This window comes from Paraburkholderia sp. A1RI-2L (assembly GCF_048957375.1).
Classification (GTDB): domain Bacteria; phylum Pseudomonadota; class Gammaproteobacteria; order Burkholderiales; family Burkholderiaceae; genus Paraburkholderia.
Genome location: NZ_JARBTA010000003.1, coordinates 140,620 through 154,093 on the forward strand (window position 1 = coordinate 140,620; position 13,474 = coordinate 154,093).

Below are 13,474 nucleotides of genomic sequence, written 5' to 3' on the forward strand. Positions count from 1 at the left end.
GGGCTCGGTTAGCGTTCAGTTAGCGTTCAGGCCGCGTTCATGCAGCGGCGATGGCGGCTACATCGCCAGAAGGGGCTGCATCGTCGCTGGCCGGTTCCGCCAGGCTTTCGGCGATCAGCTCGATCAGCTCGCGCACGACGAACTTGCCTTCGTAGCCGCTCGTCTTCAGCGCGTCCTCGAACATCGTCAGATCCTTGGGGCAGCACACCACGAACACCTCCAGTCCTTCGATGCGCGCCGCCTCGTGCATGCGGTTCTGCGAAGGCTTCTCCTTGCCGACCGGATCGCTCATCCAGATCCGGCCGCCGCCGGCGCCGCAGCAAAACGAGTTGTCGCGCGAGCGGGGCATGTCCACGAGATCGCAGCCGAGCGCCGCGAGAATCTGGCGGGGCGCGTCGTAGCCCTTGTTGAAGCGCCCGAGATGGCACGGGTCATGGAAGGTCACGCGGTAGCCGAGCTTGCGTTTCGGCTTCAACACGCCTTCGCTGAACATGCGCGCGACGAGGCTCGTGTAATGCTCGATCTCGAACTTGCCGCCGAAGTCGGGGTACTCGTTGCGGATCGTGTTGTACGAGTGCGGGTCGGTCGTGACGATGCTGCGGAAGTTCGACTGCCCGAGCAGCGCGATGTTGTTCTCGGCGAGCAGTTCGTAGAGCCCTTCCTCGCCCACGCGGCGCACGTCGTTGCCCGCGTTCGACTCGCCCTCGTAGAGCAGACCGAAATCCACTCCGGCGTTATGCAGCAGCGTGGCGAAAGCCTGGGTCACGCGCTGATTGCGCGGATCGAACGAGGCATAGTCGCCCACGAACCACAGCAGATCGACGCTCTCCTTGCGCGCGTCCTTGATCTGGAAGGGCAGCGGCTTGGTCCATGCGGCGCGCTTGCGCTTCGACTCGTTAAACGAATTGCCATTCTTGTGGATCGCCTGCAGCGTCTTTTGCACTTGCGGTTCCATCTCGCCTTCCTCGACGAGCTTGCGGCGCATCTGCACGATGATGGGCACGTGCTCGACCGCCACCGGGCAGATCTCCACGCAGGCCATGCAAGTGCGGCACGACCAGACGGTTTCCATGAACACCTGGCCGATGCCCTTGCCGTGCACGTCGAGCTTCACCTCGTCGGGCAGCGTGTTCTTTTGCAGGGCCTCGTTGGCGAACTCGCGCAGCGAGAGGATCACGTCGCGCGGCGAGAGCGGCGCGCCCACGGCGTTGGCGGGGCAGGCCTCGTGGCAGCGGCCGCACTTCGTGCAGGCGTCGAGATTGAGCAGGTGCTTCCAGGTGAAGTCGGTGATGGTCTTGTAGCCCACGCGCTCGCTGCCGGGCTGAGCGTCGCCTTTTGCTCCCGCGGCCCCCTCGGCGCCTTCCACAACCTCGGCGGCCTCGATGCGCGGCAGGCGCTGCGCGGCGAGCGGATCGCGCATCATCAGCGAGGCCGAGGCCGTGAAGATGTGCTTGACCTTGGTGTACGGAATCAGCGCGATGAAGGTGAGCGCGAGCAGGCCGTGGAACCACCAGAGGCCGGTACGCATCACATAGGCGGCCGAAGCGCTCACGCCCACGCCCTTGAAGATCTCGGCGAGGAGGGCCGCCACCGGCGACCACCAGCGCGTGTCCCACACCACGGCGCGATCTTGCAGCCAGACGAGGCGCAGCCCGCTCAGCACGAAGCCGGTAATGCCGATCAGCACGAGCGTCCAGAGGAATGCCCAGTCTTCGCGACGGTAGCCGCTGCGGTCGTAGTCGGGGTCGCCGGGCTGGCGGTCGGGACGCTTGTAGTCGAGCTTGGGCGGTTTGATCCAGCCGCGGCGCGCCATCATGTAGATGAGCCCGGCGATCATGGAGACGCCCGCCACGTTCATCGCGAGCTTGAACAGCAGATAGAAGTCGCCGTTCCAGAAGTGAACGCCGAGAAAGCGCGCGGTGATGTCGTAATCGACGGTGACGGTGGCGGTGCCGAGAAACAGCACCGCGAAGCCGTAGAAAATCATCCGGTGCGCGCGGCCCGCCGCGGGATCGCGGCGCGCGACGGTGCGGTGGCTCAGCACGACGCGCACCATGTCCTTGAAGCGCGCCTGCAGGCCGATCTTGCCGAACGATTTCGACAAGCGCTGCCCGCGCCGGTATTTGCGGATCTGGACGTAGACACCCCACGCGAATACGCCGATCGCCGTGAGGCCGATGAGATAGAACAGCGCGATCGCAAACGACGGGAAGCCCTCGAACAGGATGCGCGTGACGGTCGCTGGGTCGAAAGTCGCTGGGGTCTGCATGGCTCGTCCGTTTCGTCCGTTTATTGAATGGGGAAGGGCGCTTTTTTCAGGCAAAGCGCGCCCGTGCCAGGCCGTCGAGCGCGCCTGAGCAGGATCTGTGCACCGTGGCGCCCGGCGATGCGGGCGGCCACGGTGGCAGGGTGGGTCCCGGTCTCACACAGGGTGTGCCGGGACCGTGCCGCCTTACTTCTTGTAGTGGATCTGGTAAGTGCCTTCGGGCAGATGCGGCGTGCCCCAGACGGCCACTTCGCGCTTGTAAGGCAGCGGGAACTGCGGGTTGGACTCCTCGATCTCGCGTGCGACGCGGTGGCCCGTGAAGGTCGCATCGGCGATCAGGCGCGGTGCTTCGGCGTCGCCGATCAGGTACACGCCCTTGATGCCCTTGCTCTCCCACTGGTCCTGCTTCGCCTTGATCTCGCGATACAGCGTGTCGTTCGAGCGGCGGCCGGTGACGAGCACGAGCGAGTCGAACTCAAGCCAGCGGTGCGTCTTGTTCGCATCGCGCGGCAGCTGGCCCGCGCCCCGGTAGGTGCGCTTCGAGCCGTCACCCCAGATGTTGTAGATCTCGATGCGGCCTTTCTCGATGCGGCTCGCGAAGTGGTCGCCCAGTTCGGTCACATGCAGCTCATGGAGCCGGCGCATCATGTTCGGATACTCGAGCGTGAAGTGCATGTAGTTCGCCAGATGCACGCCGCTCACGATCGTGACTTCGTGGCCAGCCGCCGCGAGCTTTTCGGCGAGGCTCGGCGCCATGAAGTAGGTGTCCGCATTGAGAATCACGACACGCTTGCCGATCGGCTTCTTGCCGCCCAGCACCTGCTCGGGCGTCAATTGATCGGGCTGCGAAGCATCGGCGCCGGGGATCGGATCGTGCGTGAGGCAGTTGGTGCCGTCGGTCACCCAATGCGAACCGGTTGCGATAACAACTTTTTCCGCGCCGTACTCGAGCACGTCGTCGGCGGTAAGCGGCTTCACGCCGAGCGCGAGCTGGCTCTGCTTGTTCTTCTTGAGGAGCTTGGTGATCTGCGTTTCGCGATAGTCGCGGTGATAGCCCCATTCGCCGAGGCCAGGCAGCGTGACCACGCTGTTCAGATGGCCGCCGATCTTCTCGGCGCTATCCACGAGGTGGACCGTGTAGCCGCGCTGCATCAGCACGCGCGCGCACTCCGAGCCCGACGGACCCGCACCCACCACGAGCACCGAGTCTTCCGACTTGCACTCCTCGAACTTTTCCGGGTGCCAGCCGCGGCGATACTCTTCGCCGGCCGTGGCGTTCTGCGTGCAGATCATCGGCGGGCCGCCGATTTCCCAGCGCGAGATACAGACGTTGCAGCCGATGCACACGCGCACGTCGTCGACGCGGCCTTCCTCGATTTTCTTCGGCAGGAACGGGTCGGCAATCGAAGGACGTGCCGCGCCGATGATGTCCGCATAGCCCTTCGTGACGATCTCGGTCATCTTCTCCGGATCGGTGAAGCGGCCCACGCCCAGCACAGGCTTCTTCGAGACCTGCTTGATGAACTTGGTCCACGGGACCTGGTGGCCCTGCAGATAGAAGCGCGAGGGGCCCGCGTCTTCGCCCCATTCGGCGATGTCGCCCACGTCCACGTCCCAGAGGTCGACCAGCGAATCGGCCATTTCGACGAACTTCATGCCGTCCTTTTCGACTTCCACGCCGCCGGCGCCATAGAGCGAGTCCACGGCAAAGCGCGTGGCGATGGCACAGTCGCTGCCCACGGCGCGGCGCACTTTCTCGAGCGTTTCGAGCCAGAAGCGTGCGCGGTTTTCGAGCGAGCCGCCGTAGCCGTCGGTGCGCTTGTTGTAGTAGGGCGAGAGGAACTGCAGCGGCAGATACGAGTGCGCGCCGTACACATAGACGATGTCGAAACCGGCATCGCGTGCGCGCAGGGCCGCTTCGACATAGTATTGCTGCACATCGCGGATGTCGTCGAGATCCATCTCCTTGCAGTACGTGAGCGTTTCGAACTCCGAAGCGTACTGGCTGGGGCCGCGCGGCGTGGCGCGGCTTTCCATGCAGGGCGCGTGCGCGCCGCCGTACCACATTTCGATGCCCGCGAGCGCGCCGTACTTGTGGACTTCCTCGGTCATCGCGCGCAGGTTGCGCACGTCGCCTTCGTCCCAGATGCGTGCCGAGAGACGGTGCGTGTCGTCCGACTCCGGATGGATCGAGCAGTATTCGGTGTTCATTGCCGCCCAGCCGCCTTCGGCCTTCATCGAGCGGTGCGCGGCCTGGAAGCCGGGCAGATTGCTGCCCGCGCCGATGCAGTGCGGGACCTGGTAGAAGCGGTTGCGCAACGTCTTCGGGCCGATCTGGATGGGCTCGAACAGCACGTCATAGCGGGGATCGCGGGACATGGGAACGTATCTCCTGATGTGTTTGGTGTGCTTGTGGGGCTGCTTGCGTCGACTTGAGTCGAAAATCAGGCCGCTACGCGCGTGCGCACGCGTTGCGGGTCATAGAACGGCGTGCGGGTGACGGTGCCGGTGAAAGTGCCCGCGGCGTCGTGAATCTCCACCTTGGTGCCGAGCGCCGTATGCGAGGGCTTCAGGTGCACCATCGCGAGCGACTGCATCAGATACCGGCTGAACGTCGCGCTCGTGACAACGCCAACCTGCTCCTTGCCGATGAAGATCTTCGCGCCCGCGCTCACCGCGCCGTCGTGCTTCACGAGCACGCCGGCCTGCTTGAAGCGCTCCTTGCCGCGCGCGTTGAGCAGCGCCGCCTTGCCGATGTAGTCGCCGGGCTTCTCGACGTCGATCATCCAGTCGAGGTTCAGCTCCCACGGCGTGACGTCGCCCTCGGGCATGTCGAAGGGATAGAAGAGCAGGGCGGCTTCGATGCGCGCAAGCTCGAGCGAGGTCCATGAGGCCGGCACGATGCCGAGCGGCTTGCCCGCGTCGAGAATGGCGTCCCATAGCGCAATGGCGTCGCTCGCGCTGCACGAGACTTCGAATCCCTGCTCGCCGGAGTAGCCGCCGCGCGAAATAATGATCTTGCGGTCGAACAGTTGAGTTTCGACGTGCGCGAAATACGGCAGCTTCGCGAGATCGATGCCGATATGCGGCTGCAGGATGGCCGCGGCGCGCGGGCCTTGCAGCGAGAGCATGTGCACGTCGAAGTCCTGATGCCACTCGACGTTGCGGCCCTGCGCGGCGCGGCGCAGATGCTCCTGGGTCGTGCCGCCGCCGTGCGAGATGCGGTATTGATTCGGCGCGTCGTAGATCACCATCAGGTCGTCGCACACGACGCCGCGCTCGTCGACTTCCGCCGCCAGACGCGCGGTGCCGGGCTTCATCTTCGTGACGTCGATGGCGCAGATGCTGTCGATCACTGCGCAGGCATCGGGGCCGCTCACGCGCAGGATGTTCAGCGCGCTGATATCGTAGAGGCCCGCTGTCGAGCGCACCGCGACCACTTCGTCGTTCGGGTCGCTGTTGTAGTACCAGGGCAGCGGCATGTCGTTCCACATATCGCCGTCCAGCTTCGAGCCCAGTTCGCGATGGCGGATATTCAGAATTGATTGCCTTGTCATAGCGTTTTCCCGAGGTAGAACCTTGCGTGAATAAAGGCCGACGAGTCCGGACCGGTAGGTGTGGACCAGGGCCGCTGGATGGCAATCAGTCTCCTTCGTTAAAATCGGCGTCACAATCGCCCCGTGGCGCTACCTCCGAGTGGGTAGGCGCGCTACTTCGGTCCGCCACGCGAAGCTTTCAAATGCGCCGCAACATGCCTTGCCGTGTAAGCGCGCATATATACGCATGGGGCTGTGAAGCCCGCCAGACGGACATTCGGCTGCATGGCGCCCGCTCGGATGCACCCTCCTGGGCGTAGCGCGGGGGCTACCCCCAATGAATCATTGCTCTCCCTTTTTGGCTCGCCGATTCTGTTCGTACAGATTTGGAGCCACGATGAGGGATCAACCGGCATGAACGGACTAAACGGACCCAAGGCGATACCAGTACGCGTCGAACGTGTGGAGAGCATTACGGCCGATATTCGGCGCTTCACGCTCGTGCCCGCGCAAGGCGGCTCCCTGCCGGCGTATTCCGCCGGCAGCCATGTCGTCGTGACCATGCGAGGCGAAGCGCGTACCTGGCGCAACGCTTACTCGCTGACGAGGGCGGCGGGCGCGCGCGACGCGTATCAGATCATGGTGCGGCGCGTGCCAGCCTCGCGCGGCGGCTCGGCATTCATGCATGCCCAGGTGAAGGAAGGCAGCGAGCTTGAAATTTCGATGCCGTCGAACTTCTTTCCGCTCGCGCGGCGCGCGACGAAGCATGTGATCGTTGCGGGCGGGATCGGCATCACGCCGTTTCTTTCGATGCTGCCAGAGCTGGCCGCAAGCGGCGCGCGCGTGGAGATGCATCTGTGCTGCCGCCCGGAGGACGCCGAAGCGCTCGAGGCGCTGATTGCCGAGCGCATCGTGGGCGGTGTCGCCATCTACACCGACTTGCAGGATGTCGAAACGCGCTTTGGTTCCTTGCTGGCTGCGCAGCCGCCCGGCACGCATCTCTATACGTGCGGACCGGTGGGTTTGATGGAAGGGCTCGCACAGGTCGCGCGGGCGCGCGGCTGGCCCGAAAGCCACTTTCACCAGGAGAGCTTTGGCGGTGCATCGCACGGCGAGCCGTTCGTCGCGGTGCTCGCAAAGAGCGGCCGCGAGGTGGCGGTAGGCGCCGACCAGAGCCTGCTCGAAGCCCTGGAAGCGGCGGGCATCGACGCCCCCTATATGTGCCGGGGCGGCGCGTGCGGCACCTGCTCGCTCGAAGTGCTGGAAGGCGAGCCCGAGCATCGCGACTTCTTCCAGAGCGCCGCCGAACGCGCCACGAACTGCAACGTGCTGCCTTGCGTGTCGCGTGCGCGCAGCGCGCGTCTCGTGCTGAACATCTGACGAAAACGAGAGAGCCCAACGCCATGTCCATCGCCTTCAAGCCCGACGAATCGTTTCGCGACGCCTACGCGTATCGCAACAGCGAAGCAGCGATCCTGCGTTTTCCGTTTCCGTTCCCGGAAGACCGCTACATGTATTCGGTGAACATCGAGCCGCATACGAGCGGCGAGCCCGGCACGGTGTTTCGGGCCGCGTTCGACATCGACGAGCATTACGTTGCCGAATGCCGCGACCGCGCGCTCACGCTCGAAACCGACCCCTTGCGCTGCCAGGTGCTGGACCACATGGACACCGCTCAGTGGGACACGCTCGAACTCATCATGGAAAGCCTTGCGCGCGATTACCCCGAGTATTTCCAGCTCGAGCGCGATGGTGAAGACAGGGCGCGGTGGACATGGACGAACCGTCCGCTCGGGCTCACGCAATCGTTCGTGTTCGGTGACGCCGACACGCTGCCGTGTCCGCCGCTCGAGTACATCACGCGCCAGGCGCAGGGCGATTTCGTCCTGCTCGATCATCGCGACGACAACCTGTTCATGGACGGCGGCATGGTGACGACCCAGGCGGACTGGTCGCTCGATTTCGACCTCGGCATGAGCTTCATGGAGTGGCACGGTCCCGTGCCGCTCGCGCATCAGGCCGGCATTTTCGAGCGCGCGCTGAAATTCTTGTTGCGCCTGCAATCAGGTGCGCCGGTGCGCCGCCTGAACTGGACGATGACCGTCAATCCGCGTCTGGACACCTCGCCCGAGCATTACCCCGAGTGGGGCCCTGACCGTGCGAGCATCACGCCCGAGAACGTCGGCGGCAAGCTGCATTTGCGCGTGGAGCTTCAGACGCTGTTCAGGCTGCCGCGCAGCAATGCGATCCTGTTCTGCGTGCGCTGCTATCTGATCAGCCTCGACGAACTCGCACGCGTGCCCAAATGGGGCAAGCGCCTGCATCGCGTGTTGACCACGCTGCCGCAGGAGTTGTCCGAATACAAGGGGCTCGTGCGCTATCGCGACACGGCGCGGCAATGGCTCGCGCAGTTCGACGATGGGGCGCCAACCACGCCCGGCACCCAAGCCGAGGTCGAGCGCTTGAGTCCGCCCGTTAGTCCGACCCTTGACGAGTCCCACACCCGGCCGAGTTTCGCCGGATCCTGAGTCCTTCGTGGTCGTGTCGCGTGCCGTGTCCGGCGCCGAGCTTCAAGCGGCGCTGGTTTTCGATGCGCGGCGCGGCGGCGGTCGCATCTCCACATAGCCGTATTCCGGCCGCCGCCCAGCGGTCCCTCATCAGAGAAAGGAAGAGACATATGAATACGATTTCCGAAGAACTCGTTGTCGAACCGGAGGGTTCGTTACAACGCAAGATCAGTTGGACCGGCGCATTCTGGGTAGCTAGCGGAGTGCCCGCGCTGGTGCTGTTCTCGATCGGCTCGATTGCGGCAACCGTGGGTAAGCTTTCATGGGCTGTCTGGATCATCTCGATCGGCCTTGGCTTCATCCAGTCGTTTTCGTATGCGGAGATTGCCGGGCTCTTTCCGCACAAATCGGGCGGTGCGTCGGTCTACGGCGCCATTGCATGGGTACGCTATTCGAAGCTGTTCGCGCCGCTTTCGGTCTGGTGCAACTGGTTCGCGTGGTCGCCCGTGCTTGCGATCGGCTCGGGGCTCGCGGCGGGCTACGTGCTGTCGATCCTCTTTCCCGCGGACTCTGCCATCAACACCTGGCAGATCACGCTCGTGAGCCTCGACTGGCTGCGCTCGGGACTGAGCCTGCGCATCAATGCGACCTTCATACTGGGCGCGGCGATCCTGCTCATCACGTTCGCGATCCAGCACCGCGGCATCATGAACGCGGCGCGCATCCAGACCATCCTGGGCGTGGCGGCGCTGGTGCCGCTGATTCTCGTCGGCATGGTGCCGCTCTTCACCGGCGACGTGGCCGCGCACAACCTGTTTCCGCTCGTGCCGCTGGCAAAGGACGCCGGCGGACAGATCATCGACGGCACGTGGAACATGGCGGGCATCACGCTGATGGCGGGCGGGCTTTTCGTGGCGGCGTGGTCGACCTACGGGTTCGAGACGGCCGTCTGCTACACGCGTGAATTCCGCGATCCGAAGCGCGACACCTTCAAGGCCATCCTGTATTCCGGTCTCCTGTGCATTTTCGTTTTCACCGTGGTGCCGCTTTCGTTCCAGGGCGTGCTCGGCCTCGGCCATCTGGTGACGCCCGACGTCAAGGACGCCGCCGGCAACGTGGTGACGCCCGCGGTCTACAGCGGCATCCTCTCGCCGGACATCTACAGCGGCATGGGCGTGGCCAAGGCCATGGCGCCGATGATCCACGGCGGCTTGCTGGTCGAGCGCGTGCTCGTGGTGATGCTGGTGCTCGCACTCGTGCTGGCGATCATGACCTCGATGGCGGGCTCCTCGCGCACGCTGTATCAGGCCTCGGTGGACGGCTGGCTGCCGAAGTACCTCTCGCATGTGAACGAACACGGCGCACCCACGCGCGCCATGTGGACCGACCTCTGCTTCAACCTGATCCTGCTGCTGATGTCGGATTATGTGTTCGTGCTCGCGATTGCCAACGTCGGCTACATCATCTTCAACTTCCTGAACCTGAATTCCGCGTGGATTCACCGGCTCGACCGCAAGGACTGGGTACGGCCGTTCCGCGCACCCAACTGGCTGATCGTGCTGGGCACGCTGTTCTCGTTCGTCAATCTCGCGCTGCTCGGCATGGGTGCGGATACGTGGGGCGCGGGCACGCTGGTGTCGGGCCTGGTCTTCGCCGCGCTGATCCTGCCGGTGTTCATGTTCCGCCACTACGTGACCGACAAGGGGCATTTCCCGGACACGATGAAAGAGGACATGGAGCTGCTCGGCAACGGCAAGGTCGCCAAGCGCGCCGGGATTCTGCCTTACGTGACCGTTGTGGCCGGCATCGCGGTGATCTGGATCACCCATGCGATCGCGGTCTACTGACACTCGTACCAACGGAGGGAGCTTTCGATGATGACTTCGCCGATCATGAGCCGCCCGGTGTACGCGGCGCTCGAAGCCGATCCGCTGGGCACGCAGCACTGGCTCCTGACTGCGGGCGCCACCGCGGAGGATCGCGTCCGCGTGCTGAAGGCATTGAGCACGCTGGGCACGGCGCCGCTCGAGGTCTGGTCCGTCGACGAGGACCTGGCGCACGCGGGTGCTGGCAGTGTTTGCGAGCTGCCGCATGCGGTGGCGCGGCGCTTCGATGGAGAGGGCGAGTTGCTGGGCGCGCTGGGTGAGGCGCTGCGCGGTGCGCAGGTGGGAATTCGGCTCTATGCGCTCGGCACCGAGCCTTTCATCGGGTCGGTGCGGCAGATCGCGGAGCGCGCCGGTATCGCGCCCGAGGCGGTGAGGGCGGAGCATAGCGGCAGCCTCCGGCGACGCGTGTATTGCATTCACTGCCGCTCGATGAACGAAGATGTGACAGCCAACGTGACGCCGTGCGGCGGATGCGGCCGGAAGCTGTTCGTGCGCGATCACTTCTCGCGGCGGCTGGCGGCGTTCATGGGCGTGCAGGCCGACGCCGAGGTGCCTGGAGAGATTCCTGCTGTCGAGCACGCTTATTTGTAGCCGCGTTGAGATTGCGTTTTGCCGGGGCTCATGCGCGTTGCCGCATGAGCCTTTTTTCATTCCAGTTCGTACTCCGTCCCTTTCTCCACGCTACCCCCAAAGTGGAATCCCCTCTTGCAGATTGCCGTATCGCAGGCGCGCGCCATACTGGAGGCGTTCGGCCTTGTGCCGTCATGCAGGAGGAAAGGGTATGGAATCACTTACCACAGTGCTTCTCGTCGACGACCACGCGCTATTCCGGCGCGGTGTGGCGCAGCTCATCGAGATGAACCCGGCCTTTCGCGTCGTTGGCGAGGCGGGCTCGGGGCGCGAAGGCGTGGCGATGGCGCTGGAGCTTGAACCGGACGTGATGCTGGTCGATCTGAACATGCCGGAGATGAGCGGCATCGAGACCATTGCCTTGCTGCGCGACCAGGGTGTGAAGGCACGCCTTGTCATGCTCACCGTCTCCGATAACGAACGGGACGTGGTGGCCGCGCTGCGTGCCGGAGCGCACGGCTATCTGCTCAAGGACATGGAGCCCGAGGAGCTGTGCGTGAATTTGCAGAAGGTGTTGAAAGGCACCGCCGTGCTCAGCGAGTCCGCAACCGGCAACCTGGTCCAGGCGCTCTCGGGCAGCCAGTCGTTCCGCGCGAGCGAGACGCTGCTGTCGGCGCGCGAGCAGGAAGTGCTCGACTACCTCGTCGAGGGGCTCTGCAACAAGGCGATTGCGCGCAAGCTCGACATCAGCGTCGGCACGGTCAAGGTGCATGTCAAACATGTGCTGCACAAGCTCGACCTGCATTCACGGCTCGAGGCGGTCGTGTGGCACCGTGAGCACGTCGGGCGGCGTTTCGTTTCAGGCAGCTGAGCGTGCAGGCGGCTGAGCGCGCAGGCGGCTGAAACCCGCGGGCCGCGCTGGCTAGCGCGTGGTGCTGCCCGTGCCGATGCGTGCCTGCTGCGCGAAGGAGGCCGGCACGAAGGTCACCACGATGCGCGAGCCCGGCTCGTTCGAGCGGATCTCAAGCTTGCCGCCGAGGCTGCGCGAGCGCTCGCGCATGATCGAGAGCCCGTAATGGTGCTCGCCGCCCGATTCCGTGACGATGCCGCGGCCATCGTCTTCGATGGACACGGTAACTTCGCGCTCGGTCGACGAGAGCGTCACGAGCGCGCTCGATGCGCGCGCGTGGCGCACGACGTTGGTGAGCGCTTCGCGCACGATCTGCCCGATATGCAGCTCCTCGTTGACCGTGAGGCGCACGCGGCGGATGCGGTTGTCGACCGAGATCTGCACCTCGCTGCGCGAGGACAGCTCTTCAGCGACTTCCTCGAGCGTCGCCGCGAGTCCGCGCGCGTGCACCGAGGTGCGGAACGTGGTGAGCAACTCGCGCAACTGCCGATAGGCGCTGTCGATCCCTTCGCGGATCGCCCGCGCGATCTGGCCGACGTCGCTGTGCGACAGCTCCTCGGGCAGCACGGCCTGCAGCCGCGCGAGCTGGATTTTCATGTACGAGAGCGATTGCGCGAGCGAGTCGTGGAGTTCGCGCGCGATGGCGTTGCGCTCTTCCAGCAGCGTCATGCGCCGGTCGCGCACGTCCCGGCTCAGGTTGGAGATGGCCTGCGCAAGCACGCTCGCGATGGTCTCCAGCAGATGCAGATGGCGCTGCTCGCTGCGCGTGTCGGTGTCGCTTTCGCAGATCAGCACGCCATAGGTGCCCGATGGCACGCGTACCGGCGCCGCGAGGATCGTCAGCAGTTCGTCCGACTGGCTGTGCGGCAGCGAGCGCACGCCGGAAAGCGACATCAGCTCGTTCACGACGCGCTCGCGCACGATGTGCGGTGCAAGATCGGCGGGCGCCACGATGGTATCGACGCCAAGCAGCTGCGCCGAAGGCTCGGAGAGCACGAGCGCGATGCGCTGCACGCGCAGGATGCCGACGAGACGTTGCAGCAGCGCTTCGAGCGTACCCCCCGTGGGAGCGTCTTCGGCGAGCTGGGCGCAGATATAATGCAGCAGATCGAGCGACTGGTCCGCAAAGGCAATATGGTCCTCGACGATACGCTTGAGCCGGGCCGATTCATCCTGCTCGCTACGCAGTCGCGCGACCAGCCCGTTGAGCACCGTGATCAGGCGATCGATCTCGTCGCGTCCCGCGGGCACTTCGTGGCCGACCTGGTTGAGCATGTGCAGGGGCAGCGCAGGGCGCAGCACGAGCGCGCGCCGCGCGCCCCATGCCAGCGCGAAGATGCCCGCGAACAGCAGTGCGGCGGTGCAGGCTTCGAGCAGCGTGATGACGGCTTCGAGCGCATCGCCCTGGCGGTCGATCTCGATACGCAGGGCATCGAGCATGTCCGGGGCTGCGTGCTCGCCCGCGAGCGTTTGCAATTGCGTGGCGATGAGCGGCGTGGGCGCGCCCCGTTGCCGCCAGTGCGTCAACAAAGTATCGTTGCGTACGAGCGACGTGGCGTGTGCATTGAGCTTGAGCGCGGCATCGGGTGCGGAGGCCGCGATGCTCGTTGCGATGCGGCGCAGCCTGGCGGCATCGGCGAGCGAAACGGCGGCCTGTTCGTAGAGGGCCTTGTTGTCGAGCTGGACGCGCGTGCAGACGAACAGCAGCGCGATGAGCGCGACGAGGCACGCGAGGACGACACAGGTCTTCGCGTAGAGCGGATAACGGCGCAACCAGGCGCGGTCGGCGGCATTCATCT

Annotated in this window: 9 protein-coding genes; 5 read left to right on the forward strand and 4 right to left on the reverse strand. The window is 65.0% G+C overall.

The window, feature by feature from the left end; translation table 11 throughout:
• Nucleotides 1–37 precede the first annotated feature (37 nt).
• The 3 genes from PWP93_RS23780 to PWP93_RS23790 form a co-directional block, all read right to left on the reverse strand.
• Nucleotides 38–2,269: a heterodisulfide reductase-related iron-sulfur binding cluster gene (locus PWP93_RS23780; RefSeq protein WP_421046269.1), complete on the reverse strand. Its 2,232-nt coding sequence runs from the start codon at nucleotides 2,267–2,269 to the stop codon at nucleotides 38–40.
• A gap of 183 nt (nucleotides 2,270–2,452) precedes the next feature.
• The gene (locus tag PWP93_RS23785) at nucleotides 2,453–4,645 is read right to left on the reverse strand and encodes an FAD-dependent oxidoreductase (protein WP_421027484.1); all 2,193 of its coding nucleotides are present in this window, start codon (nucleotides 4,643–4,645) and stop codon (nucleotides 2,453–2,455) included.
• Between the two features lie 65 nt (nucleotides 4,646–4,710).
• Complete coding sequence (locus PWP93_RS23790) at nucleotides 4,711–5,823, reverse strand: aminomethyltransferase family protein (RefSeq protein WP_421046270.1); 1,113 nt, start codon at nucleotides 5,821–5,823, stop codon at nucleotides 4,711–4,713.
• A gap of 393 nt (nucleotides 5,824–6,216) precedes the next feature.
• Here PWP93_RS23790 and PWP93_RS23795 point away from each other — a divergent pair, with 393 nt between their 5' ends.
• From PWP93_RS23795 to narL, 5 genes are all read left to right on the forward strand, one after another.
• The gene (locus PWP93_RS23795) at nucleotides 6,217–7,182 is read left to right on the forward strand and encodes a PDR/VanB family oxidoreductase (RefSeq protein WP_421027486.1); all 966 of its coding nucleotides are present in this window, start codon (nucleotides 6,217–6,219) and stop codon (nucleotides 7,180–7,182) included.
• Between the two features lie 23 nt (nucleotides 7,183–7,205).
• The gene (locus PWP93_RS23800; protein WP_421046271.1) at nucleotides 7,206–8,330 is read left to right on the forward strand and encodes a heme-dependent oxidative N-demethylase family protein; all 1,125 of its coding nucleotides are present in this window, start codon (nucleotides 7,206–7,208) and stop codon (nucleotides 8,328–8,330) included.
• Nucleotides 8,331–8,479: 149 nt separating this feature from the next.
• Nucleotides 8,480–10,156, forward strand: a complete 1,677-nt coding sequence (locus PWP93_RS23805) for an APC family permease (RefSeq protein ID WP_421027488.1) — start codon at nucleotides 8,480–8,482, stop codon at nucleotides 10,154–10,156.
• A 27-nt stretch (nucleotides 10,157–10,183) separates the two neighbouring features.
• On the forward strand, nucleotides 10,184–10,786 hold the full coding sequence (locus PWP93_RS23810) for a dimethylamine monooxygenase subunit DmmA family protein (protein ID WP_421046272.1): 603 nt from the start codon (nucleotides 10,184–10,186) through the stop codon (nucleotides 10,784–10,786).
• A gap of 190 nt (nucleotides 10,787–10,976) precedes the next feature.
• Nucleotides 10,977–11,636, forward strand: a complete 660-nt coding sequence (gene narL / locus PWP93_RS23815) for a two-component system response regulator NarL (protein ID WP_421046273.1) — start codon at nucleotides 10,977–10,979, stop codon at nucleotides 11,634–11,636.
• 51 nt (nucleotides 11,637–11,687) lie between these two features.
• Here narL and PWP93_RS23820 read toward each other — a convergent pair whose 3' ends face one another.
• Nucleotides 11,688–13,472 (reverse strand): histidine kinase, encoded by a 1,785-nt coding sequence (locus PWP93_RS23820; RefSeq protein ID WP_421027491.1) that lies wholly within the window; start codon nucleotides 13,470–13,472, stop codon nucleotides 11,688–11,690.
• Nucleotides 13,473–13,474 lie beyond the last annotated feature (2 nt).